21 protein-coding genes are annotated in these 24,967 nt (G+C 64.0%); 3 read left to right on the top strand and 18 right to left on the bottom strand.

Features of this window, described 5'->3' with window-relative positions:
- Positions 1–20: 20 nt before the first annotated feature.
- The 7 genes from I6L33_RS06055 to mshI form a co-directional block, all read right to left on the bottom strand.
- Positions 21–1,130: a lipopolysaccharide assembly protein LapB gene (locus I6L33_RS06055; RefSeq protein ID WP_216973707.1), complete on the bottom strand. Its 1,110-nt coding sequence runs from the start codon at positions 1,128–1,130 to the stop codon at positions 21–23.
- Positions 1,127–2,017 carry an MSHA fimbrial biogenesis protein MshM gene (gene mshM / locus I6L33_RS06050; protein ID WP_216973706.1) on the bottom strand — a complete coding sequence of 297 codons (891 nt, stop codon included), beginning with the start codon at positions 2,015–2,017 and terminating at the stop codon, positions 1,127–1,129. The genes I6L33_RS06055 and mshM overlap by 4 nt, the downstream gene beginning before the upstream one ends.
- 92 nt (positions 2,018–2,109) lie before the next feature.
- Entirely contained in the window at positions 2,110–3,840 is a 1,731-nt protein-coding gene (gene mshL / locus I6L33_RS06045; RefSeq protein WP_216973705.1) for a pilus (MSHA type) biogenesis protein MshL, read from the bottom strand.
- A 70-nt stretch (positions 3,841–3,910) separates the two neighbouring features.
- Positions 3,911–4,237 (bottom strand): MSHA biogenesis protein MshK, encoded by a 327-nt coding sequence (locus I6L33_RS06040; RefSeq protein WP_005308073.1) that lies wholly within the window; start codon positions 4,235–4,237, stop codon positions 3,911–3,913.
- Complete coding sequence (locus I6L33_RS06035; protein WP_017778489.1) at positions 4,230–4,877, bottom strand: MSHA biogenesis protein MshJ; 648 nt, start codon at positions 4,875–4,877, stop codon at positions 4,230–4,232. Before I6L33_RS06035 ends, I6L33_RS06040 begins: the two co-directional genes overlap by 8 nt.
- Positions 4,877–5,470: a PilN domain-containing protein gene (locus tag I6L33_RS06030; protein WP_216973704.1), complete on the bottom strand. Its 594-nt coding sequence runs from the start codon at positions 5,468–5,470 to the stop codon at positions 4,877–4,879. Before I6L33_RS06030 ends, I6L33_RS06035 begins: the two co-directional genes overlap by 1 nt.
- A complete protein-coding gene (gene mshI / locus I6L33_RS06025; RefSeq protein WP_216973703.1) occupies positions 5,470–6,333 on the bottom strand; it encodes an MSHA fimbrial biogenesis protein MshI in 864 nt (287 codons plus the stop codon). The genes I6L33_RS06030 and mshI overlap by 1 nt, the downstream gene beginning before the upstream one ends.
- A 69-nt stretch (positions 6,334–6,402) precedes the next feature.
- Here mshI and I6L33_RS06020 point away from each other — a divergent pair, with 69 nt between their 5' ends.
- Positions 6,403–7,350 carry a 1-aminocyclopropane-1-carboxylate deaminase/D-cysteine desulfhydrase gene (locus I6L33_RS06020; RefSeq protein ID WP_216973702.1) on the top strand — a complete coding sequence of 316 codons (948 nt, stop codon included), beginning with the start codon at positions 6,403–6,405 and terminating at the stop codon, positions 7,348–7,350.
- An 89-nt stretch (positions 7,351–7,439) separates the two neighbouring features.
- Here the strand turns inward: I6L33_RS06020 and I6L33_RS06015 are convergent, their stop codons facing one another.
- Positions 7,440–9,368, bottom strand: coding sequence for an RNase E specificity factor CsrD (locus I6L33_RS06015; protein ID WP_005308066.1), 1,929 nt, complete (start codon positions 9,366–9,368; stop codon positions 7,440–7,442).
- 547 nt (positions 9,369–9,915) lie between these two features.
- On the opposite strand from I6L33_RS06015, the gene I6L33_RS06010 reads away from it, so the two are divergent.
- Both I6L33_RS06010 and I6L33_RS06005 read left to right on the top strand, forming a co-directional pair.
- Positions 9,916–11,445, top strand: a complete 1,530-nt coding sequence (locus I6L33_RS06010; protein ID WP_162518840.1) for an EAL domain-containing protein — start codon at positions 9,916–9,918, stop codon at positions 11,443–11,445.
- A 214-nt stretch (positions 11,446–11,659) separates the two neighbouring features.
- Complete coding sequence (locus I6L33_RS06005) at positions 11,660–12,757, top strand: calcium:proton antiporter (protein WP_005308064.1); 1,098 nt, start codon at positions 11,660–11,662, stop codon at positions 12,755–12,757.
- A gap of 73 nt (positions 12,758–12,830) precedes the next feature.
- Here I6L33_RS06005 and hutH read toward each other — a convergent pair whose 3' ends face one another.
- The 10 genes from hutH to ftsY form a co-directional block, all read right to left on the bottom strand.
- A complete protein-coding gene (gene hutH, locus I6L33_RS06000; protein ID WP_216973701.1) occupies positions 12,831–14,363 on the bottom strand; it encodes a histidine ammonia-lyase in 1,533 nt (510 codons plus the stop codon).
- 4 nt (positions 14,364–14,367) lie between these two features.
- Positions 14,368–16,077, bottom strand: coding sequence for a urocanate hydratase (gene hutU / locus I6L33_RS05995; protein ID WP_216973700.1), 1,710 nt, complete (start codon positions 16,075–16,077; stop codon positions 14,368–14,370).
- A 45-nt stretch (positions 16,078–16,122) separates the two neighbouring features.
- A complete protein-coding gene (gene hutG, locus I6L33_RS05990; RefSeq protein WP_216973699.1) occupies positions 16,123–17,061 on the bottom strand; it encodes a formimidoylglutamase in 939 nt (312 codons plus the stop codon).
- Positions 17,054–18,289, bottom strand: coding sequence for an imidazolonepropionase (gene hutI / locus I6L33_RS05985; RefSeq protein ID WP_025202367.1), 1,236 nt, complete (start codon positions 18,287–18,289; stop codon positions 17,054–17,056). Before hutI ends, hutG begins: the two co-directional genes overlap by 8 nt.
- A 155-nt stretch (positions 18,290–18,444) precedes the next feature.
- Positions 18,445–19,149 (bottom strand): histidine utilization repressor, encoded by a 705-nt coding sequence (hutC, locus tag I6L33_RS05980; RefSeq protein WP_017783162.1) that lies wholly within the window; start codon positions 19,147–19,149, stop codon positions 18,445–18,447.
- A gap of 11 nt (positions 19,150–19,160) precedes the next feature.
- Positions 19,161–19,820 (bottom strand): carbonate dehydratase, encoded by a 660-nt coding sequence (can, locus tag I6L33_RS05975; protein ID WP_005308055.1) that lies wholly within the window; start codon positions 19,818–19,820, stop codon positions 19,161–19,163.
- 197 nt (positions 19,821–20,017) lie between these two features.
- On the bottom strand, positions 20,018–20,872 hold the full coding sequence (rpoH, locus tag I6L33_RS05970) for an RNA polymerase sigma factor RpoH (RefSeq protein ID WP_005308053.1): 855 nt from the start codon (positions 20,870–20,872) through the stop codon (positions 20,018–20,020).
- A gap of 451 nt (positions 20,873–21,323) precedes the next feature.
- Entirely contained in the window at positions 21,324–22,280 is a 957-nt protein-coding gene (gene ftsX / locus I6L33_RS05965) for a permease-like cell division protein FtsX (RefSeq protein WP_005308051.1), read from the bottom strand.
- Complete coding sequence (ftsE, locus tag I6L33_RS05960) at positions 22,280–22,948, bottom strand: cell division ATP-binding protein FtsE (protein WP_005308049.1); 669 nt, start codon at positions 22,946–22,948, stop codon at positions 22,280–22,282. Before ftsE ends, ftsX begins: the two co-directional genes overlap by 1 nt.
- A 90-nt stretch (positions 22,949–23,038) precedes the next feature.
- Positions 23,039–24,940, bottom strand: coding sequence for a signal recognition particle-docking protein FtsY (ftsY, locus tag I6L33_RS05955; RefSeq protein WP_201882152.1), 1,902 nt, complete (start codon positions 24,938–24,940; stop codon positions 23,039–23,041).
- Between the last annotated feature and the right edge of the window lie 27 nt (positions 24,941–24,967).

Below are 24,967 nucleotides of genomic sequence, written 5' to 3'. Positions count from 1 at the left end.
AAAGTGATCCCGGCCGCCCGTCAGGGGGCGAGCTGGGCAATACGCTGTTCAAGCCAGCTGGTCGAGGCCTCGCCCAGGTTGCCGTGCAACTGGGCATTGCGATAAGCGTCCAGCGCCCGCTGGCTGTGGCCCTGCCCATCCTCGGCCACGCCGAGCCCGAGCCACCAGCGGCCTTGATCCGGCTGCTGGCGCAACAATTTCACATAGAGATCCGCCGCCTCGGTGTGCTGGCCCAGCTCCTGGCTGAGCCCGGCCCAGGTGGCGTAATAGTCCAGATTGCTGGCGAGATCCGGTCGGTAGCCGGTCAGCCAATCCAGCGCCTTGCGCTGATCACCGCCACTGATGGCGAGCCGCGCCAGCAACAGCCGAAAATCCGCCTGCCCCGGATCGAGCCTGAGCCCCTCCTCCAGCAGCTGGCTCGCCTCGCTCAGCCGCCCCTCGCCGTAGAGCAGACCCGCCAGCTGTTCGCGCGCCCCCTGATTGTGCGGGTCGTGGGCCAGCACCTGATAGTAGTTGTCCTGGGCATCGCGCAGCTGGCCCTTGGCCATGGCGGTGGTGGCCTTGCGCTCGGCCAGGGTGGCCAGTTCGGCCTCGGAGAGGTTGACCGTCTCTATCTTGAGCACGCCGGGCTTGCGCGGCGCGGCCGCGGGGGCCTCTTGCTCCGCCGCCAGTTCGGCATAAAGGTCGGGTTGCAGCTCCTCATCGCTTGGCCCCTCCTCGTCGATGGCCGCTGCGTCTGCCTCGTCGGCGACAGCTTCTTCCTGCGCAGCCGGCGCCTGTTGCGGCTCGGCGGCCGGCGATGGGGCAAGCTGGCGCGGGGTCGGCAGCGTCACCACCTGATCCACCGGCTCCTGTTCTGCACTGGCCGGCACAGGTGCGAGAACGGCGCGGGCAACGGCGTCCGGTTTGGGCTCGCCGGTCGTCTGCAACTGGTGGGTTTCGGCGACCCGCTGGCTCTGCTGCCAGTAGATCCAGGTACGCCAGCCCAGAATGCCGAGGGCCAGCCCGCAGATCAGGGTCAGCAGCAACATCCACCAGCCCTGCTGGCGGACGGGCGGCACATAGACGGCCCCCTCGCCCCCCTGCTGGCGCTGTTCCAGATCCTTGAGCATCTGATTGATCACGCTCATTGCCAGACTCCATAGGCGAGGGCGCAGCCCAGCAGCAACAGCAGTGGCCACCAGCACCGCGACACGAAGCGGCGAGCGTCATCGGTGTCGCGCACGGCCAGTCGCACCAGCCGGCCGTCGATCTGGCGCGCCCCCTGACCATAGGCCAGCATCAGGCATTTCTGCGCCAGGATATTGATGAGCCGCGGGATGCCGCGCGAGGCGCGCCATAGCTGGCGCAGGGCCGACCCACCAAACAGCGGGGCCCCGCGATAACCGGAGATGTGCAATCTGTGCTCCAGATAGGCCCGGGTTTCGTCGAACCGCAGCGGCCGCAGGCAATAGGAGAAGCCGATCCGCTGGCGCAGCTGGCGCAGATGGGGCTTGGCCAGCCGGCTATCCAGCTCGGGCTGGCCAAACAGCACTATCTGCAGCAGCTTGCTCGACTCGGTCTCCAGGTTGCCGAACAGCCGGATCGCCTCCAGCGTCTCGTCCGGCAGCGCCTGCGCCTCGTCGATCAGCACCACCACCCGGCTCCCCTGCCGATGCAGGCTGATGAGGTGGCGATGGATGCGGTCGGTCAAATCCAGCTCGCTCTGATCTCGCACCGGCAACCCCAGCTCCAGCGCCAGGGCGATGCGCAGCTCGGCCGGCGTGAGATGGGGATTGGGCAGCCAGGCCAGACGCACCGGCCGCTCCTCGGAGCCCAGTTCGCTCAGCAGCTTGCGACAGAGCAGGGTCTTGCCGGTGCCGACTTCGCCGGTCACCTTGATGAAACCCTCCCCCTGTGCCAGCGCCCAGTTGAGCACCTGCAGCGCCTCCTCATGCGGAGGCAGCCCGTAATAGAAACCGGTGTTGGGGGTGAGGCCAAAGGGAGCCTCCTGCAACCCGAAGTGGTTCAGGTACATGTCGTCAGCTCCCATGCCAATGCCGGGCGGTCTGCAACAAACCACCCGCCAGCACCAGACCAGGGGACAGAGCCTGATACGCGTTCATGCCATCACCCCTTGGGGGGATACCATTTGTCGAGCAGTTCGGAGGATCGCTGCAGTTCGTTCTGCCAGGTGTCTTTCTCCACCACGGTCGGTTTGAGCAGGATCACCAGCTCCACCTTCTTGGTGCTTTCGCGTCGGTTGGTGAAGGCCTCGCCGACCCAGGGAATGTCCCCCAGCAGCGGCACCTTGCTGACGATCTCCTGCTTGTCGGTCTTCATCAGGCCACCGATGACGATGATGTCGCCGTTGTTGGCCTGCACCACGGTATCGGACTCGCGGATCGAGCTCTTGGCCAGCGGCAGTTGCAGCTTGCCACCTGTGGTCCCCATGTCGATCACCTTGTTCTGCTCCTCGGTGTCGATGACGGAGGGGTGAATATGCAGCAGCACCTTGCCCTCTTCGTCGATCTGCGGCGTCACATCCAGCGCGATGCCGGAGAAGAAGGGAGTCAGCTCCACGTTGGGGGTCTTGTCTGTGCCCGTGGGGGTCGTAGTGATAGTGGTGGAGGCGTTGGTGACGTAGTACTCGTCAGTCCCCACCTTGATCACCGCCTTCTGGTTGTTGGTCGCCGTCACCCGCGGGCTGGAGAGGGTATTCACGTCCCCCTGGGTCTTGAGCAGGTTGACCGCCACGTTGAAGTTGCCATCCGTGATGGTAAAACCGGCACCGCCACCAATTGCCTTGAAAATCGGGTTTGTTGCGCCCACCAGGCTGGTTCCCAGCGAACCGGCACCGTTCAACAGCTTGTACGCAGGGTCGCTGCCCGGAGCAGTCAGGATGGGCTGAGCCACCGTCGGAATACCCTTGTTGCCATCCCAGCTGGCCGTCAATCCGCTCCAGTCCACCCCCTGCTCGTAGCCTTCGCTGAGGGCCACCTCCAGGATCCGCGCCTCCAGCACCACCTGGCGCTTGAGGTGGCTCTCGGACTGGCTGAGGAACTCGCGTACCGCCTTGAGCTCCTTCGGATAGGCCCGGACGGTGACCAGACCCGCCTGCGGGCTGGTGATGACGGCGCGACCGTCACCGCTGCCGACCAGGGTCTGCAGGGTATCGCGCAGATCGGTCCAGTAGTCGCTGTTGGTGTCGGTCTCGATGCGGGTGCCGTTGCCGTCACTGCCCGAGCCGCCATTGGAGGAGCGATTGCTGGTGTTGTTGTTGGTACTGCCGTTGGCGTTATCGAAGTTGTTGTTATTACTACTGTTGCTGTCGTTAGAGGCCACCCCACCGGTGCTGACCGAGGTGCGGGAGAGGCCGCGTCGGGACATCATCAGGTAGTTGACCGGAATGGTCTCGGTACGCAGCCCGGCCGGGTAGACGTGAAACACGTTGCCCTTGCGCTGCACGTCGAAGCCGTACATGTCCCCCACCACCGCCAGCACTTCGGTCAGGGTCACGTCCTTGAGCTCGACCGAGATCTGGCCGGCCACCCCGGGATGCACCGCCACGCTGTAGCGGGAGCCCTTGAACAGAGAGCCGAAAAATTCCACCGCATCCACATCGTGCGCGGCGATGCGCAGCCTGGGCTCCGGCATGCTGATGGCCTGGGGCGGGCGGTTCAGTTGCAGCAGTTCGCTCTGTACCGACTTGGGTACGCTGGTCAATGCGCCAGCCTTGCTCTGCTCGGTCATGGCATGCCGAAGCGCGTCCTTGGCCTGCACGGGTTCTGGGTGGCGGTAGCTGGTACAGCCTGCCGTCAGCACGGCCACGGAAATCAGGCAGAGATGATGTTTTTTCATGTAATTAGTGCGCCCTGACTTGCAATTAAACTCGACAAACCTGGCCCCGCCCATCCCGGACGGAGCGTGTTCAGATGCGGATCTTGCTGGCAAACAGGGTCAGCGACTGGCGCTTGCCCCCCTTCTCCAGCACCACGGCATCTGCACTGATGGCCACCACGCGATAGCCCTCGACCTGCTGGCCGACTCGATAGCTGCTGCCGTTGAGCACCGCCAGCGCCGGGCCGTTGCCCAGCATGATGCTCTGCAGCCTGGGTAGACCGGCCTCGCGGGAACCGGTCGCACTGGCGCCACTGGTGACGCCGCTCAAGGGAGCGGTGGGATCCTGCAACACCTCGGTCTGTGCCTGGGCCAGCAGGGTGAACAGACACGCCCACAGGGGAAACCATCTAGCCACGAATGAACTCCTTGCTGGTGCTGAGGGTGTAGATCTCCATCTCCACCACGGCCCTGGGGTGCTCCTGCACCTGATAGTCAAACTGCTTCCAGTAGAAGTGGCGCGGCAGCGCCTCCAGCGCCTTGAGGTACTGGTAGACGTCGAAATAGCCACCCTCCAGCTTGAGGCGGATGCCGTGCTTGAACAGGTTGATGCGCTGCTCGCCCGCCATCAGCGGCTCGGGCGCCAGCGAAGTGAGCGCCACCATGTGCAGATTGGCGGAGCGCGACAGCAGCGCCTCCAGCACCTCCGGCATCTCGTGGGCCTGGATCAGATCCACCGTCTGGGCCTTGAGCGCCGCATCCAGCTTGCCGATCTCCTCATCCACGCCAGCCAGCTGGGTGCGCACGTTTTGATCCGGATCCCGCGCCAGCCTGGCCTGCTTGCCCTGGTTCTCGAGATCCATGATCTCCAGATCCCGCTGGGCAGAGCTCAGCGCCAGCCGATCCTGCTCCAGCCGCACGACGGCGGCATCCAGCCAGCCATAGGTGGCGATAGAGCCGACCAGCACCACGCCGGTCAGCATGATCAGCACCCGCTCACGCTGGCTGAGGGCGGCCAGCTTGTCTGCCCAAGCCTGCCACTGCGCTTTCAGGCTCATCAGGGCTTCTCCCGTTCGATGCCGCTGAGCTGGAAGGCCAGCCGGCCCTCCTTGTCGCGGCTCAAGGTCAATTCACCAAACTGCTTGCCCGCCAGACTGGGGGTCTGCTTGAAACGGTTGACCCAGGCCGGCACGTCCTGGCTGCGGCCGGCGAAACCGGACAGGTTGACACGCCCGTCGGCGATCTCGATCCGCTGCAAGGAGAGCTGCGGATCCCGGATGCGGGAGAGATCGGCCATCAGCCCGGCATAGCCCCTGGATTTTTGCAGCGCCAGGCTGCCCAGCTGCCTGATCAGGCCCTGCTTGGCGGTCAGCTCCTCCTGCTTGGTGACAAGCTGTTGCTGCAGCAGGCCATCGGCCTGGTGACGGGCCAGCTCGGCATCCAGCCGCTGCGCCTCGCCGCGTTTGACCTCCAGTTCAGCCCGCAGCTGGGCCAGCTCGCGCGCGACCCCGTGCTGCTGCCAGCCGATGACGGCGGCGGCGCACAGCAGCACCAGCACGCAAGCGCCCCACACCAGCGCCATCTGGTTGAGGCTGGCCCACTGCCGTCTGGGCCGAAACTCGGCGCCGTAGAGGTTGATCTGGCGTTTCATCAGGCATCCTCCCCCAGAGCAGCTGCATAGGCCGAGAGATATTCGACTCCAGACAGGATCGCCTTGTTGGCCATGGCGGAGACGGCAAAGCCGAAGGTCTGCTCCATGTGGCGCACCAGGGTGCCGATGAAGGGCGAGGCGATGGCGAGCTGCATCTGGCCGAGTTCCGGCAATTTGAGCTGGCCCGCCAGGTAATCGAGGGAGCGCTGGATCTCCAGCGCCAGCGAGTCGAGCAGCATGGCGTCCGGTTCGTGCTCGCCGGCGAGGGCCGTGAAACCACGCAACTGACGGGAGAAGCAGAGCCCCCCCTGATGGAACACCAACAACTGCAGATCCTGCCCCTTCGGCTGCCACAGCAGCATGCGCACCGTCTGATCCGGCTCGTAGAGGGCGGTCATCGCCAGCTCGTCGCTGACGATGGCCTCCAGGGTAGCCACCTGATTGACCGCATCCGCCAGCTGCTGCACCCGGGCTTTGGGCACGCAGATCACGTTGATGCGCGGCCGGCCGGCCGGCGGGGTGGGCAGGTCCACATAATCCATGGCGAGCTGCAGCACGGGCTCGTTGACGTAATCCTTGACCGCCCAGGGCAGGGCGCCGGCCATTTCGGCATCGGGCACCGCCGGCTTGTCGATCTGGACCTGTTGATAAAGGCTGGCCGCGAGGGCGACTCGCACCTTAGACTTGGCGAGGCCGTTGCGGCTGAACAGCTCGCCCATGGCCTGGGACCACTCTTGCGGGCCGTTGATGGCGCGGGTGGCGAAGATGGGTGGGTTGCCGAGCGAAGCCAGCATGATCCGATCGCCGGCCAGCAGGAGTCCCACCTGTCCACCCGGGGTCGAACGTCTGAAAAGTTGTTTCATTGAAACCCGCACCTGGCCGCCAAAAATGGATTAAACCTTAGCATAAACAGAGCATTAGCCTCCAGATAAATGACGGATTACTCATTGCCACCCCAGCCCCAATCCGGCTTGTCGTTGCCGTTGCAACCGGCCCTGCTGCCCTCGCCGCTGCACGCTGTCTCGCACCCGCTGTTGAACGCCCATGATGTCCAGCTCTGGTGCAAACGGGACGACCTGATCCACCCCGCCATCTCGGGCAACAAGTGGCGCAAGCTCAAGTACCACCTGCGGTATGCCGAGGAGCAAGGCAAGCGCCATCTGCTCTCGTTTGGCGGCGCCTACTCCAATCACATCCATGCCCTGGCGGCGGCCGGGTGCCAATCTGGCCTGCGTACTACCGGCATCATACGCGGGGAACCGGAGGCCGTCAGCAACACTACCCTGAGCGCGGCGAAAGGCTGGGGCATGGATCTCATTTTTGTCGACCGCCAGAGCTACCGGCGGCGGCAGGATCCCGCCTGGCTGGACCAATTCGAAGATGAAGAGACCCTGATAGTGCCGGAGGGGGGCAGCAGCCCGCTGGCCATCCCCGGGGTGGCCGAGCTGGTCGACGAGGTGCCCTTCTCGCCGGATCTCTGGGTGCTGCCCTGTGCCAGCGGCGGCACCCTGGCCGGACTCATCGCCGGCAAGCGGGAGCCGGAACAGATCCTCGCCATCGCCGTGCTCAAGGGGGGGAGCTTCATCGCCGACGAGGTGCGCCGCCTCCACCCGGCCGCCGCCGACACGCCCGGCTGGCGGATCGCGCTGGATCACCACGACGGCGGCTATGCCAAATTCACTCCGGCGCTCTGGCAGTGGGTGCAGTCCTTCAGCGCCGAGACCGGTCTGCCGCTTGAGCCCATCTACAGCGGCAAGGCGATGTGGGGGCTGTTTCGCGAGCTGGCGGCCGGTCGCATCCCGCGCGGCAGCAAGATCGTCTTCATCCACACCGGCGGCATGCAGGGGCTGGCGGGACTGAGAGAGCAGGGGCGCCTGTGACGGACGGTCGGGCGCGGCGCAGGCGCTGAACCACCGCTCTTGACCACAAAAAAAGAGAGGGTCGCCCAGGCGACCCTCTCTTGCCTCCGTCAGGCGCCGGCCGGTTCCAACACCAGTCGCTGTGGCTCGGCGAACCAGGGGCCCTGCCCGGCGTGCACTCCGAGGTGGCGCAGCATCTTCCACTCGTCGCCGCTCTCCACCCCCACGGCGATGACCCGGGTGCGGGTATTGGCACAACCCCCCACCAGGCTGCGTACCGCCATCTGGTTGACCTGGCGGGTGTGGATCTCGCGCACCAGGCTGGGGTGCAGCTTGAGGAAGTTGATCTCGAACTCCTTGATGTACTGGGTGCTCACCACGTCCTGGCCGGCATGATCGATGGCCAGCTGGCAGCCCAGCATGCGCAGTGCCCGCAGTGGCCGCTTGAGCGCCTCGTAGTGGCGGGTCACCTGGGCCTCGGAGAGTTGCAGGATCAGCCGCTCGTTGGTGCTGCGCGGCAGCTGGAACAGATCGAAGAACAGCCAGCGCTGGAACTCCCGGTGCAGCAGGCTCTGGGCGCAGAGGGTCAGGCTGATGGGGCAGCTCTGCTCGGAGCGCTGACGCAACAGGGTGAGGGTCTGCTGTGCCACCAGCCGATCCAGCGGCAGCAGCAGCCCCGCCTTCTCCGCCATCGGCATGAAGACGCCAGCCTGCAGCTCCCGTCCCTGCTCGTCGTGGATCCGGATCAGCAGATCCTGCTGCAGCACCACCTGATCCCGCTCCTGCTGCACCGGCTGCACGTAGAAGTCGATGCCGTGCTCCTCGATGCGCCGCCCGATCAGGGTGCGCCAGCGCACCGTGCCCTTGCTGCTCTGCTCCTCGTCCAGCTGCTTCTCGTAGAGGAACCAGCCGGTGTGGCCCTGCAGCTGCGCGCTCTTGAGCGCCAGCTCCGCCTCCTCCTGCACCTTGAGCAGGGAGTCCTCGGCCTGATAGCAGACCGCCCCCAGATAGACGGCGGTGTCGGCATTGACCGCCTCGGGCCAGTGCAGCCGCTGCAGACTCTTGTGCAGCTGGCCGGCGGCATCCACCATCTCGCTCTCCGACATGTTGGGCAGCAGCACCGCAAACACCTGACCGGCATAGCGCGCCTGCAGGGCACCGCTGTGCTTGCGCACGAAGGCGGCAATGGAGGCGCTCGCCTCCATCAGCAGATCCTGGCTCTGGCGGCCGTTCAGCTCGGGATCCAGCTCCTCCAGCCCGGCCAGCTCGATCAGCAGCACGCCGCCGCTCATCACGCTCGCCTCCATGATGGCGCTCTCCAGCCGGTTGTCGAAGAACAGCCGGTTGCCGATGCCGGTCAGCTTGTCGACGAAGGCGTTGCTGCGGATGAAGTTGTCAAAGCGACTGCGCTCCTTGCGGGCATCCGCCAGCTCGGCCAGCAGATAATCGAGGGCCTGGCTGGCTGACTGCGGCCACTCGTCGGCCGGATCGTGGGCCAGCTTGGTCAGTTTGCCGTCCAGGATCAGCTGGGCCCGCTCTGCCAGCAGCTCGGCCCCGCGCAGTTGCAGACGCAGCCAGCGGATGGAGTACCAGAGCCCGAACACCACGATGAAGATGCCGAGGGAGATGCCGGACATGGCCTTGATGGAGTACTCGAACTCCTTGAACGGCCGCTCCAGCTTGAAGTCGGCCTGCATGTCGGGTTGATGGGGAATGGCCTGGTGATAGGGGATCAGCAGGCTCTCGTCGGTCGGCTGCTGCACGTCGCGAAACCAGTAGATCCGCTGCTTGTTCTGGCGGATCTCCAGCTCAACCACGTGGGCCGAGCGCAGCAGGGTCGGCAGCCAGCGGGTGAGATCCTGATGATCGTCGGCGATCTCCAGCTGCTTGTCGATGATCTCCACCAGGGAGTTGACCTTCTTCTGCTGCAGCTCCATGCCCAGCTCGCGAAAGCTGAACACCCCGCCAAGCAGCACCATGGCCATGGCCGCGATGACGCACAGGGTAATAAACGAGACAAGCTGGGTGGTCAGTTTCATGTACCTTTCCGTATGCCCGACAACTTCCATGTGGCTTCATCGTATCAGCCAACCTTGAAGCGCGCCTATGGACGAAGATCCCGCTTCTGGAATTAAGCGGGCGAGCATACCCAAACAGGTGCGAGAACACCAAGCCCCGGACAGGGTGGCGGCCAAAAAAGGAGGATCAAGGAAGAGAAAGGGAGGCAGGGCTCAGGGCCATGGCCGAATGACAGGCAGAAAAATGGTCCCGCAGAGGGGACCAAAAGAAACACTCATATCAAAACTAACACTCTGTGCTACTGACAAAAAAACAGATACAGGAGTATTGAACACACGGTGAGTCAAACCGCACGGCTACTCTAGCCACTTCAGATAAGCTGGACAATTGTCATTTATGACAGGTCAGCGATTGAATCTTCAGCAGCCGATTTTATAAAACCATTATTTATCAGAAGATTATAAATCTACGACACAAGTGTGATCGCCTCCGCTCAAATCGATGCAGCTAATGCACTATGATGATGCCACTCATATGCATCCTATTCGCCCATCAGGCAGGTGCCCCTTGCGAACTATCTCCCCACTCTGGCTCACTCTGTTGCTGTTCTGCCTGCCGCTGCTGGCCAGTCTGCCCCTCAGCCAGCTGCTCGGCGGCACCCTGGCCCACCAGCTGCTGCAGAAGAAGAAAGAGGAGATCAATGCCGCCCTGGTGGAACGCCATCAGGTACTGGACGAGAGCATCCGCAACCAGCTGGTGCAGTTCCATTTTGACTGCGGCGAGCAGGACATGGCGTTGCTGCGGGCCCCCCGTTTTTACAACGAACACATCCGCATTCAGGGGCTGCTGCTCGCCTCCGGTGGCGGCTGCTCCAGCCTGGGGATGGATCTGCCCTTCACCCTGGCCGAGCTGCCCCCCTACCCCAATCAGGATGCTTTCGGGATCGCGGCCACCCAGGCCCGCTTCAACACCGAACAGGAGATAGTCGCCTACTACCGCAGCGGCGGCAACATAGTCTACTGGGTGCTGAGCAACAGCTGGAGCCACGCTCTGCTGCAATATCCCTGCGCCAACTGCTTCTACCTCGAATTCAGCCAGCTGCAACCGGGGGGCTCCAGCCCGACCTTCCCCCGCGGCGACAGCGCCATCAAGGAGGAGGCGGGCAGTCAAAGCCTCAGCCTCAGTTTTCTCGATCCCCACGAGCAGATCCGGCAGACCCTGTGGGCCGGCCGGGCGCTCGAGCAGTACGCCCTGCAGCAGGCCCGCTACTACGGGCTCTGGTGCGGCGCCGCCATCGGGGCCCTGCTGGTCGCGGCCTACTGGGGGCTGCGCAACTACCGGCGCTCTCTCAAGGGATTGTTGCAGGCCGGACTGGCGCGGCGGGAGTTCGTCCCCTTCTACCAACCCGTGGTGGACAGCCGCAGCCAGCAGGTGGTGGGGTTCGAGGCACTGCTGCGCTGGCAGCGGGGCGGCGGCCTGATCCCGCCAGGAGCCTTCATCGACTATGCAGAAGAGCAGGAGCTGATCCTGCCCATGACCAGCCAGCTGCTGGAAAAAGTCATCGCCGACCTGCCCAAGCTCATCCCCGGCCAGTGGGTCAGCGTCAACATAGTGGCCTCCCACCTGGAGCAACCGCACCTGCGCAACCTGCTGCTGCGCCACGGCTGGCCCTCTCCCGCCCAGCTCACCTTCGAGCTGACCGAGCGCAAGCCCATCACCGACATCGAGACGGCGAGCGCCGAGATCGGCGCCCTGCAGCAGCGGGGCTACCGCTTCAAGCTGGATGACTTCGGTACCGGTTACGGCGGCTTCGCCTACCTGCAGCGGCTCGGCATCCGCCAGATCAAGATCGACAAGATGTTCGTCGACACCATAGGCACAGACGATCTCAAACGCAGCGTGCTGGATGCCACCATCGCCTTTGGCCGCGAGTCGGGCATGGAGATGATCGCCGAGGGGGTCGAACGCCAGGATCAGGTGGACTATCTGGACCAGCACGGCGTGCACCTGATCCAGGGTTATGTCTATGCCCCGCCCATGGCCCTGACCAAGCTGAAGATTTGGCTGCTGGCCTGGTACCAGAACCACGGGGGCTAGCGCTGAGCCAGCCTCTGCCCCCTCGACCGCACAGGCGAGCACCACTCTGTGCTGGCAGCGGGTGAGGATGCGGCTCCCCTCATATCTTGCAACAAAATGTTTTTTCCTTGCGCGGACAACAGCCTTTATCATTGGCAGGGCCGTCACTGCGGTGACGTGCCATCCTGCTCCATACCCGTCGGCTCACGCCGCCCCGAGATGAGAACCACTGCCTATGAAGTCATTTATCCGGCAAGAGATTGCCCTGCCCGTCGGCCTGCTCACCCTGCTCTTCTTCAAGACGCTAGGTAGCGACCTGCTGACAGAGACAACTCCGCTCGGGATCTATCTTCCGGTGTCGGCTGTGCTGCTTGCCATCGTCACCTGGGCCATCTTCTCGGTGGTGCGCCACTCCGATGCCCTCGCCATCAAGCTGGGCGAACCCTTCGGCACCCTGATCCTGACCCTGTCGGTCATCTCGCTGGAGGTGGTGATGATCTCCTCGGTCATGCTGACCGGCGAACCCAATCCGGTGATGGCCCGCGACACCATGTTTGCGGTGGTGATGCTGGTGACCAACGGCCTGGTGGGCTTCACCCTGCTGTTTGGCGGCTGGCGCTACCACACCCAGAGCTTCAATCTGGACGGGGTCAAATCCTATCTGGTGGCCATCATTCCGCTGGCACTGCTCTGTCTGGTGCTGCCCAACTTCACCGAAGGGGGCAACATCGGCAGCATGTCGAGCGCCATGTCCTGGATGCTGATCATCATCTCTGTGCTGCTCTACGGCGTCTTCCTGCTAATCCAGACCCGCAGCCACAGCCACTTCTTCATCGACAGCGATCACGAGGATTACGAAGAGCACCACGGCCCGCTGCAGAGCAACGTCTACCACACCCTGTTGCTGCTGGCCTACCTGGTGGTGGTGATCCTGCTGGCCAAGACCCTCGCCATTCCCATCAACCACGGGGTCAAGGTGCTGGCGGCGCCGCCGGCGCTGGGGGGCTTCATCGTCGCCTGTATAGTGCTGGCCCCCGAGGCGGTCGGCGCCATCAAGGCGGCCTTCAACAATCAGCTGCAGCGGGCCATGAACCTCTACTTCGGCTCTGTGCTGGCCACCATCGCCCTCACCGTGCCCGCCGTGCTGTTCATCGGCGCCATGCTGGGACAGGAGGTGCGCCTGGGCCTCTCCGCCGCCGACATGGTACTGCTTATCACCACTCTCATGGTGTGCAAGGTGACCTTCAGCAGCGGCCGCACCAATGCGCTGCACGGGGCTACCCACCTGGTGTTGTTCGTGGTCTACCTGTTCCTGATGTTCGAGCACGAATAACCGCTAAATCAGCAACCCCAGCAACGAAAAGACCGCCCGATGGGCGGTCTTTTGTCATGGGCTGGATGGCTGCTTAGAGGCTCGGCAGCACGCCGGCCGGGATCAGGTCGTTGTAGCTGGCACGGCCCAGCAGGGCGGCGGCCGCCTCGATGTCCGGCGCGAAGTACCTGTCCTTGTCGTAGAAGCTGACTTCTTCGCGCAGACGGCCCTTGGCCAGCTCCACCAGCTCGGTGGAACGCAGCGGTGCGCGGAAATCCAACCCTTGCGCTGCCGCCAGCAGTTCCACCGCCAGGATGCCGCGGGTGTTCAAGGCCATATCCGCCAGCCGGCGACCGGCGAAAGTGGCCATGGAGACGTGATCCTCCTGGTTGGCGGAGGTGGGCAGGCTGTCCACCGAGGCCGGGTGGGCCAGGGTCTTGTTTTCGGAGGCGAGCGCCGCCGAGGTGACCTGGGCGATCATGAAGCCGGAGTTCACGCCGCCGTTGTTGACCAGGAAAGCCGGCAGACCGGACATGCGCGAGTCAATCAGCAGTGCCATGCGACGCTCAGACAGGGAGCCTATCTCGGCGATGGCCAGCGCCAGGTTGTCGGCGGCAAAGGCCACGGGTTCTGCGTGGAAGTTGCCGCCGGAGAGGATGTCTTCGTCCTCGGCAAACACCAGCGGGTTGTCGGAGACCGCGTTGGCCTCGCACACCAGCACCTCGGCCGCCTGACGGATCTGGGTCAGGCAGGCGCCCATCACCTGCGGTTGGCAGCGCAGGGAGTAAGGATCCTGCACCTTCTCGCAGTTGTGGTGGGACATGCCGATCTCGCTGCCATCCACCAGCAGGTGGCGGTAGCAGGCAGCCGCATCGATCTGGCCGCGCTGGCCGCGCACCGCGTGGATGCGGGCATCGAACGGACGGCGGCTGCCGAGGGCCGCCTCCACGCTCATGGCCCCTATGGTGATGGCGCCGGCGTAGAGATCCTCGGCGTGGAACAGCCCTTCCAGCGCGAAGGCGGTGCTCGCCTGGGTGCCGTTGAGCAGGGCCAATCCCTCTTTCGGTGCCAGCGCAATGGACTCCAGGCCTGCAATCTTGAGGGCTGTGGTGGCGTCGATCAGCTCGCCCTTGTGGCGCGCCTTGCCTTCACCGATCAGCAGGCAGCTCATGTGGGCCAGCGGCGCCAGGTCGCCGGAGGCGCCGACGGAGCCCTTCTTCGGCACCACCGGATACACCTCGGCGTTGATGAGGCGCATCAGGGCCTCCAGCACCACCAGCCGGATGCCGGAGAAACCGCGGGCCAGGGAGTTGAGTTTGAGCACCATCATCAGCCGCACGGTGGCGTCATCCATGTACTCGCCGATACCGGCGGCATGGGAGAGCACGATGGAGCGCTGCAGCTCGTCCAGTTGCTCCACCGGAATGCGGGTGTTGGCCAGGAGGCCGAAGCCGGTGTTGATGCCATACACCACGCGATTCTGTTCGATCACCTTGGTGACCACGGCGGCGGAGGCGTGGATCCCCGCCAGAGCGGCGGGATCCAGCGAAACGTGTACCGGCTCGCGGCTGACGCGGCGCAGGGTGGCGAGATCCAGCTCGCCCGGGGTAATAGTCAGTTCAAACATGGTGTTACACCTTTCCTTTGACACCGTTGGCGCCGTCAATCATCGGCAGATCCAGTTTCTCATCAACGGCACAGTTGATGGCAATCTCGTAGCCGGCATCGGCGTGACGCATCACCCCGGTGGCCGGGTCGTTGCGCAGCACGCGGCCGACCCGCTTGGCGGCGTCGTCGGTGCCGTCACAGACGATCACCACGCCGGAGTGCTGGGAGAAGCCCATGCCGACCCCGCCACCGTGGTGCAGGGAGACCCAGGTCGCCCCGCCGGCTGTGTTGAGCAGGGCGTTGAGCAGCGGCCAGTCGGAGACGGCATCGGAGCCGTCCATCATGGACTCGGTCTCGCGGTTCGGGCTCGCCACCGAGCCGGAGTCCAGGTGGTCGCGGCCGATGACGACGGGGGCTTTCAGCTCGCCGTTCTTCACCATCTCGTTGAAGGCCAGGCCCAGGCGCACCCTATCCTTGACCCCGACCCAGCAGATCCGCGCCGGCAGGCCCTGGAAGGCGATGCGCTCGCGGGCCATGTCGAGCCAGTTGTGCAGGTGGGGATCGTCCGGGATCAGCTCCTTCACCTTCTGGTCGGTCTTGTAGATATCTTCCGGATCGCCGGAGAGGGCCACCCAGCGGAACGGGCCAATGCCCTCGCAGAACAGCGGGCGGATGTAGGCCGGCACGAAGCCCGGGAAATCAAAGGCATTCTTGACCCCCTCTTCCAGCGCCATCTGGCGAATGTTGTTGCCGTAATCGAGCGTGGCGGCGCCGCGGGATTGTAGGGTCAGCATGGCTTCCACCTGGCGAGCCATGGAGCGGCGGGCGGCCACATTGACCTCTTGCGGCGCGCTCTTCTGCAGGTCGCGCCACTGGGCCACGCTCCAGCCCTGGGGCAGGTAGCCGTGGATTGGGTCGTGGGCTGAGGTCTGGTCGGTCACCACGTCCGGCGTGATGCCACGGGCCACCAACTCGGCAAAGACGTCGGCGGCATTGCCGAGCAGGCCGACCGAGACGGCGCTGCCGCTCTGCTTGGCTTCCTCGACCATGGCCAGCGCCTCATCCAGGCTATGGGCCTTCTTGTCGACGTAGCGGGTCTTGAGGCGAAAATCGATGCGGGTCTCGTCGCACTCCACGGCGATCATGGAGAAGCCGGCCATGGTAGCGGCCAGCGGCTGGGCACCGCCCATGCCACCCAGGCCCCCGGTCAGGATCCAGCGCCCCTTGGGTTCGCCGTTGAAGTGCTGGTTGGCCACAGCGAAGAAGGTCTCGTAGGTGCCCTGCACTATCCCTTGGGTACCGATGTAGATCCAGGAGCCGGCGGTCATCTGGCCGTACATCATCAGGCCCTTCTTGTCGAGCTCGTTGAAGTGCTCCCAGTTGGCCCAGTGCGGCACCAGGTTGGAGTTGGCGATGAGCACCCGCGGGGCGTCCTTGTGGGTCTGGAACACGCCAACCGGCTTGCCGGATTGCACCAGCAGGGTCTGATCCTCCTCGAGGCGGGTCAGCACCTCGACGATCTTGTCGTAGCAGGCCCAGTTGCGGGCGGCGCGACCGATGCCGCCGTACACCACCAGGGATTGGGGATGCTCGGCCACTTCCGGATCCAGGTTGTTCATCAGCATCCGCAGGGGCGCCTCGGTGAGCCAGCTCTTGGCAATCAGCTGGGTGCCGTGGGGAGCACGGATGATCCGGCTCGGATCGTGGCGGGGATCCTGGTGTTGTACAGACATAGACACTCCTTGTTTAGCGATACGGTCAGGCGGCGCGGTGCGCCGCTACTTGGTTAACTGGTGGACCAGGCGCGCGGCCACGCGGGCGCTGCGGTTGTCCTGATCCAGGTTCGGGTTGTACTCGGCCAGATCGGCGAGCCTGAGCTTGCCGCTAGCCCGGATATGGGCGATCAGCGGTTCGATGACCGCCAGCTCCACGCCGCGGGCCGCAGGGGCACTTACCCCCGGCATCACGGCGGCGGGCAGCACGTCCAGATCGATGGTCAGATAGAGGTGGTCACAGCGGGCGATAAAGGCATCCAGCCCGTTGAGCAAGGCTGGCAGCTCGGTCGGGGTCATCGCCTCGTCCAGCACGTGCCACACCCCCAGCGCCTCGGCGCGGGCAAACAGGGCCGCGGTGTTGGCGGTCTCGGCCACCCCGAGGCAGGCATAGTTAAAGAGCGTGCCCTGGGCGACGCACTGCTCGGCAATCTGGAAGAAGGGGGTGCCGGAACTCGCCTGCTCCAGCTTCATGCGCAGGTCGAAGTGGGCGTCGAAGTTGATGATGCCCACCCTGCCACGGCCGCCCAGATGGCGGTTGAGGCCGCTCCAGCTGCCGAAGGCCACCTCGTGGCCGCCCCCCAGCACCAGCGGGAACTGGCCCTGCTCCAGGGCTGTGGCGACCCGCTCGGCCAGCCGCTCGTGGGCGGCGTCGAGATCGCCATCCTCACAGTGCACGTCGCCGCCGTCATAGACCGGCTGGCCCAGATGCCAGGCCGTGTTGGCGAGCAGCTTGCGCACCGCCAGCGGCGCACCGGCGGCGCCGACACGCCCCTTGTTGCGGCGTACCCCTTCATCGCAGGCGAAGCCGAGCAGCACCACGCCGGGTTCACCGCGCCCCTGCCAGGGCTGCACCTTGTCGTGCCAGCGCAGGGCCAGTTCACCGTCTTCCGGATCCTGACGCCCCTGCCAGACCGACATGTCGATCCCGTTGATCTTATCCATGCAAGGTCTCCTCCCCGTTGACCACCCGGCTCACCAGCTGATCGACGCCGATGAGATAGCTGAGTTCGGCTGGATGGCCGCAGTTCCAGACCAGGAAATCCGCCAGCATGCCGACCCTGAGCTGCCCCAGCAGCTCCTGCTCGCCAAGCGCACGGGCGGCGTGGCGGGTCACCCCGGCCATGGCCTCCACCGGGGTCAGGCCGAACAGGGTGCAGGCCATGTTCATGGCCATGCGCAGGGAGACGATGGGGGCCGTGCCCGGGTTGATGTCGGAGGAGACCGCCATCGGCACTCCCGCCTTGCGCAGGGCGGCGACCGGCGGCAGCTTGGTCTCCTTGAGGAAATAGAAGGCGGTGGGCAGCAAAGTGGCCACCACGCCGCGATGGGCCAGCGCCTGGACCCCTTCCGGATCCAGATACTCCAGATGATCCACCGAGAGGGCCCCGAAGTTGGCAGCCAGCGTGCTGCCGCCCAGGTTGGAGAGCTGATCCATGTGCCCCTTCACCGCTAGGCCATATTGATCCGCCGCCAGATAGACCTGCTCGGTCTGGGCCAGCGAGAAGCCGATGTGTTCACAGAAGACGTCCACCGCATCGGCCAGGCCCGCCTCGGCGGCGGCCGGGATGATCTCCTGACAGATGGTCTCGACCCAGGAGTCGGGATCGTCGCGATACTCCGGCGGCACCGCATGGGCTGCCAGCAGGGTGGTCTTGACCCGGATCGGAAGCGCCTCTCCCAGTCGGCGGGCCACCCGCAGCATCTTGAGCTCGTCTGCCAGGGTGAGGCCGTAGCCGGACTTGATCTCCACCGTGGTGACCCCTTCCCGGATCAGCGATTTGATCCGTGGCAGCGCCAGCTCAAACAGCTGATCCTCGCTGGCGGCACGGGTGGCGCGCACCGTGCTGATGATGCCGCCGCCTTTGCGGGCGATCTCTGCATAGGGCACACCCTTCTGGCGCAGCTCGAACTCTTCGGCACGGCTGCCGGCGAAGATGAGGTGGGTGTGGCAATCGATGAGGCCGGGGGTAACCAGCTTGCCCTTCATGTCCTGCCAATGGGCGGGATAGGGGCCCTTGAGATCCTGCATGGGCACCAGGGCGTGGATCCTCCCCTCATGAACGCCGAGGGCATGGGGCTCCAGCAGACCGTAGTCAGCCAGATCGGAGCGCAGGGTGGCGGGTGTCACGTTGAGCCAGACCCGCTCGCAGTTCAACAGTTCCTTGTTCATACCGACCTCTAAATGTATATACATTAACTTATATCTGATCTCTGACGGGAAAGAAAGGATCAAGTTCACATCTTGATAACAGCGTGTTCATTAGAGCTTAAACACAAAAAAGCCCGCCAGAGGCGGGCTTTGTCAAAAATGATATGTATATACAATTAGATGAGACTGGTCTTGGAGCTCAACTTGTAGCGGGAGCCTGGCGAGAGCAGGCGGGCATAGGAGACCAGATAACCGTCGGACCAGGTACGCCGATGCAGCAACAGGCAGGGGGTGTCGACCCGTACCTGCAGCAAGCCGGCCTCTCCGGCGCTCGGCAGCACCGCCTCCACCACGTGTTCCATCTCGGAGAGGGGGCAGACCTCCATCAGATAACGGTTGGGGGTCTGGCTGGCAAAATCCTGCTCGCCATACTCCGGCAGCCGCTCGGCATCGACGAAGCGCTCCTCCAGTTGCAGCGGCTCACCGTCGGCCTGATGGACGATGAGGCTGTGAAAGATGGGCGCCCCGACCCGCAGCCCCAGCTGCACCGCCACCTTCTCGTCGGCGGCCTGGCGTTGCAGCCGGATCACCCGGCCGCTGTACTCGCTGCCCCGCTCGGCAATCTCGTCGGCGATGTTGCGAATGGCCAGCAGCGGCGACTCGGTGCGCCGGTCCGCCACGAAGCTGCCGGAGCCGGCGGTGCGCACCAGCCAGCCCTCAGCCACCAGTTCGCGCAACGCCTTGTTGACCGTCATCCGGCTCACGGTGAACTGCTCGCACAGGGCGGCCTCGGTCGGGATCCGGTCGCCCGCCTGATAGTGGCGTTCGCGGATCCCGTCCAGGATGTGCTGCTTGATCTGCAGATAGAGGGCCGGTGCCAACGGAATGCTCCTCAGCGACGGCGGTGGGGCGGACGCATGTCCGGCCAGGCGCGATAGACGTCCGGGATCTGCTCAGGCCCGCTGATGCAGAGATCGAGATCGTGCAGCAGACCGTCCTTGATGCCGTAGATCCAGCCGTGCACCGCCAGCTCCTGCCCCTTGCGCCAGGCGTTCTGGATGATGGTAGTGTGGCAGACGTTGGCCACCTGCTCGGCCACGTTCAGCTCGCACAGGTAGTCGAAGCGCTCGTGCTCATCCTCGATGGCATCCAGCTGCTCGCGATACTTGAAGTAGACATCCTTGATGTTGCGCAGCCAGTTGTCGATGAGCCCCAGCTCCTGGTTCTGCATCGCCGCCTTGACGCCGCCGCAGCCGTAGTGGCCGCAGACGATGATGTGCTTCACCTTGAGCACCTCGACCGCGTATTGCAGCACCGAGAGGCAGTTGAAGTCGGTGTGTACCACCAGGTTGGCGACGTTGCGGTGGACGAATACGTCCCCCGGCAGCAGCCCCATCAGCTGGTTGGCGGGTACTCGGCTGTCGGAGCAGCCGATCCAGAGGTATTCGGGGGCCTGCTGGGCGGAGAGGGTAGCAAAGAATTCGGGATCCTCGGCCTTGATCCGTTCCGCCCACTCGCGGTTGTTGGTAAACAAGTCGTTCAAGAGTTTCACTATCTGCTCTCCCTACTGTGGCAGTGGCGGCAACATACCATACACAAGGGTAACCAAGGCAAGGCCGACCAGATCCCCGCCAAACAAAAACAGGGCCATCGGGCCCTGTTTTCATCAGGAGGCTCAGGCCTCCCTTGTATCTTTCAGCTGTTTGGGCACGAGCTTCTCAAGCTGACGAATCCGCCCGGCGCACAGGATTATGCTTCCATCGCATCCTTCAGCTTCTTGAGGGCGTTTTTCTCAAGCTGACGCACCCGCTCGGCGGAGACGCCGTAGGTATCGGCCAGCTCCTGCAGGGTGGTCTTGCTGTCATCATCCAGCCAGCGGGCACGGATGATGTGCTGGCTGCGCTCATCCAGGGTGGCCAGGGCCGAGCTCAGACGACGGGTTGCGTGATCGTCCCAGTTGTCGTTCTCGATGGTGGCCGCCAGATCGGAGGATTTGTCCTCCAGATAGTGGACCGGCGCAAAACCGCCCTCTTCGTCCTCATCACCGACCAGATCGAACGCCTGATCGTAGTTGCTCATGCGCGCTTCCATCTCGGTGACGTCGGCGGCGGAGACGCCAAGGTCGGCGGCCACGGCCTGCACCTCTTCGTGGTTCAGCCAGCCGAGGCGTTTCTTGGACTTGCGCAGGTTGAAGAAGAGCTTGCGCTGGGCCTTGGTGGTCGCCACCTTGACCATGCGCCAGTTGCGCAGCACGTATTCGTGGATTTCGGCCTTGATCCAGTGCACCGCGAAGGAGACCAGACGCACGCCGACGCTCGGGTCGAAGCGCTTGACCGCCTTCATCAGGCCTATGTTGCCTTCCTGCACCAGATCGGCCTGGGGCAGACCGTAACCGGCATAACTCTTGGCGACGTGAACGACAAAACGCAGGTGCGACATAACCAGCTGACGGGCAGCCTCGAGATCGCCTTCCTGCTGCAAACGCTCAGCCAGCTCACGCTCTTCCTCTGCGCTCAGCACCGGAATCGAGTTTACTGCCTGGATATAGCCTTCCAGACTACCTTGCGGAATCAGAGCCATAGTGCGCTGCAATGAAGTTCCCATGTTCTACCTCTTACTTTTCAATCGAATCAGTCTAACACCCTGAGAGGGCCTGTCTACTGACCGGACGCCATTCTGCGGCCTGCATCAAACATGACGGGCATGTCTGAACCGGAATTATCTTAGGCCGGCAGGATGAATCATGAATGAACAGTCAAAAAAAGGGGGTCACAATGAAGGACCCCCGAAAAGTAGCATGCTAAGTCCATTGTTGCGGAGCTCGCAACCTTCACATGCTTGCCAAGTCAGACGAGCAAGGCATAGGGGCCACACCCGTATAAATTCTTCTCAATTGTAGACTGCTTATAAATCAGAAGGTTCACAGGATCCAGAGAAGATCCTGAAGACTGGTGCTATCCAGATTACTCCCAGAACGGTGGCCGTGCCAGAAACGGCCACTCTTTTACTTGATCCAGGTCGCAAAATCCAGCGCTTTGAAACGCTGATAAATTAATCAGGACGGTTCGATGTCGCGAATGTGGCGATGGACCGAAAACCAGGAGGCGATCAGACCCAGCAGGGCCCCCAGCAGGATCAGGTTGATCCCGTCCACCGCTCCCATGCCCACCAGCCTGAAGTTGCTGTTGTAGAGACCCGCCAGCTCCTTCACCACCCCTTCGCTCCAGATCACCATCACCTCGGTCAGCCACCAGGCCAGCATGCCGCCAATGACCCCGAACCAGATGCCGGTATAAAGGAAGGGACGATGGATGAAGGCATCGGTCGCCCCCACCAGCTTGAGCACTTCGATCTCGGAGCGCTGGTTGAGGATATTCAGGCGCAGGGTGTTGCCGACGATCAGCAATACCGCGGAGAGCAGCAACACGGCGATGCCGGTGATGGTGTGGCGCAGCAGGTTCATGATCCCCTGCAACCGGGTCAGCCACTGCAGATCCAGCTTGCCCTGCTCGACCCCGTCTTCATTGCTCAATTTGTTGAGCAGCTCGGCCGCCCCTTCCGGGTTCTGCCAGCGCGGATCCGGGATCACGCTCAGCACCGGCGGCAGTGGGTTGCTGTCGAGGTAGTCGAGCGCATCGCCAAAGCCGGAGATCTCGCGAAACTCCTTGAGCGCCTCATCCCGGCTCATGTAGGTGACCGACTCCACCTCAGGGTAGAGCAGGATCCGCTGCTTCATGTCGAGGATGTTCTGCTCGGGCAGATCCTTGCGCAGGTAGAGGGAGATCTGGGAACTGGTCTGCCAGCTCCCCTCCACCACCTCGGCGTTTTTCAGCAGCACGTGGAAGCAGGAGGGCAGCGCCAGGCTGACCCCCAGCACCGCCAGCGTCATCAGGGAGGCGAGCGGATTGCGCCACAGCTCCCCCAGACTGGCAAAGGCCTGGCGGGCGTGGTCAACCCAGTACATCATGAAACGCCGCAGCGGCGGCTGTTTGTGACGCGCACGAATGGCCATCAGAGCTCCTCCCCGGACGAATACATGCGACCCGCCTTGAGGGTCAGGGTGCGATAGCGCATGCGGGCGATCAGCCCCAGATCGTGGGTGGCAATCAGCACGGAGACGCCGAAGCGGTTGAACTCCTCGAACAGCCGCATGATGTCCATGGAGAGCTGGGGATCCAGGTTGCCGGTCGGCTCATCCGCCAGCAGCAGCGGCGGCTTGTTGACGATGGCGCGGGCGATACCGACCCGCTGCTGTTCACCGCCGGAGAGCATGCGCGGCTGGTAGCGCTCCTTGCCGAGCAGCCCCACCTTGTCGAGCGCCGCGGCCACCCGCTTGTTGATGTCCCCATGGCTGTAGCCGTCGATCACCAGCGGCAGCGCCACGTTGTCGAACACGGTTCTGTCCATCAGCAGGCGGTGATCCTGAAAGATCATGCCGATCTGGCGGCGCACATAGGGGATCTCCCCCCGCTTGATGTGGCTGACGTCGTCGCCATGAAAGAAGACACGGCCGTCGGTCGGCCGTTCCATTACGCTGATGAGTTTGAGGAGGGTACTCTTGCCTGCGCCCGAGTGCCCGGTCAGAAAGGCCATCTCCCCCTTGCGCAGATGAAAACTGACCTTCTGCAGCGCCTGATGGCCGCCGCTGTAAACCTTGCTGACCTTGTCAAAACGGATCATAACGGTTCCCTGACAGTGACAAGCCCCGACCTGGGTCGGGGCAGGGGGCGCTCAACTCACGGCGCCCGAGCTTGCTCATCGCGAAGACACTCACTCCTCGCGACTGAAAAGCGCCTCGATGAAGTCGTTGGCCACGAACGGACGCAGATCGTCGATCCCCTCGCCCACCCCGATGTAGCGGATCGGGATCTGGAACTTGTCGGCCACCGCGAAGATGACGCCGCCCTTGGCGGTGCCATCCAGCTTGGTGAGGGTGATGCCGGTCAGGCCCACCGCCTCGCTGAACAGCTTGGCCTGGCTAAGGGCGTTCTGGCCGGTGCCTGCGTCCAGGGTCAGCATGATTTCGTGGGGGGCCGCATCGTCCAGCTTCTTCATCACCCGCACCACCTTCTTGAGCTCTTCCATCAGGTTGCTCTTGTTCTGCAGGCGGCCGGCGGTATCGGCGATCAGCACGTCGGCCCCGCGCGAGCGAGCTGCCTCGATGGCATCATAGATGACGGAGGCGGAGTCGGCGCCGGTGTGCTGGGCAATCACCGGAATGTTGTTGCGCTGACCCCACACCTGCAGCTGCTCGACGGCGGCGGCGCGGAAGGTATCGCCAGCGGCCAGCATCACGCTCTTGCCCTCGGCCTGGAACTGCTTGGCCAGCTTGCCGATGGTGGTGGTCTTGCCGACCCCGTTCACGCCCACCATCAGGATCACGTAAGGTTTCTTGCTGGTGTCGATCACCAGCGGCTGCTCGACCTTGGCCAGCATCTCGCCCATGTCCTGCTTGAGCAGGCCGTAGAGCGCCTCGGCATCCTTGAGCTGCTTGCGATCCGCGTGCTGCACCAGCCCCTCGATGATGCGGGTGGTGGTGTCGACGCCGAGATCCGCAGTCAGCAGCTGGGTCTCCAGCTCCTCGAACAGCTCGTCGTCGATCTTCTTGCCACGGAACAGGCCGAAGAAGCCGGAACCGATATTCTCCTTGGTGCGCACCAGGCTGCGCTTGAGGCGGGCGAAGAAGCCCTCCCGCTGCGGCTTGTCCTGGGTGTCGTCGTCCACCTTGGCTGCCAGTGGCAGTGCGGCCAGCGCGGCGGCCTCAGCCTCCATCTCGGCCACCAGGCGCAAATCTTCCGCTCGCTGGGCCTCTTTGGCGATCCGGGCCTCCTCGGCAGCCTGAGCTTCGGCTGCGATACGGGCCTCTTCTGCGGCGCGAGCTTCAGCGGCAATACGGGCCTCTTCTGCGGCGCGAGCTTCAGCGGCAATACGGGCCTCTTCTGCTGCGCGGGCTTCGGCGGCAAGACGAGCCTCTTCTGCGGCACGGGCTTCGGCAGCAAGGCGAGCCTCTTCGGCAGCGCGGGCCTCGGCGGCAACGCGAGCCTCTTCTGCGGCACGGGCCTCGGCAGCAAGACGAGCCTCTTCCGCTGCGCGGGCTTCGGCAGCAACGCGAGCCTCTTCTGCCGCGCGAGCTTCGGCTGCGATACGGGCCTCTTCCGCTGCGCGGGCTTCGGCGGCAAGACGGGCCTCTTCTGCGGCGCGGGCTTCGGCGGCAACGCGAGCCTCTTCTGCCGCGCGGGCCTCGGCAGCAAGGCAAGCCTCTTCGGCAGCCTGAGCAGCAGCGGCAAGGCGGGCCTCTTCCGCTGCCTTGAGGTCGGCCGCAACCCGGGCAGCTTCGGCAGCTGCGCGCTCCTCTTCCGCGATCAGGGCTTCATTGACGATCACCGGCTCCAGATCGGAGGCACACTCCTCCACCACCAGCGGACCATGGTCGTCCAGCTCGGCAGGCGGGCAGCAATCATCGTGCAAAACGGAATTCTGTGCGCTGGCGGGCACTTCAGCAGCGACGGCCGGCGTACTATCGGAAACAGTCGTCTCGGAAACGGGATCCGGGTGAGCCGCTACCTCGGACTCAACGGTAGTCGGGGTGGCTTGCGGTGTCTGTGGTTGGACAGCCTCAGCCTCTTCTTTCTTGCGGCCGAAACCCAGCCAGGAAAACAAACCTTTTGCCATCTAAAAATACTCACATCAAAGGCTGAC

Source organism: Aeromonas sp. FDAARGOS 1403, assembly GCF_019047325.1.
In the GTDB taxonomy this organism is placed as follows: Bacteria; Pseudomonadota; Gammaproteobacteria; order Enterobacterales; family Aeromonadaceae; genus Aeromonas; species Aeromonas dhakensis.
The sequence above is the reverse complement of the archived record's forward strand: the minus strand, read 5'-3'. Positions and strand labels throughout refer to the sequence as shown.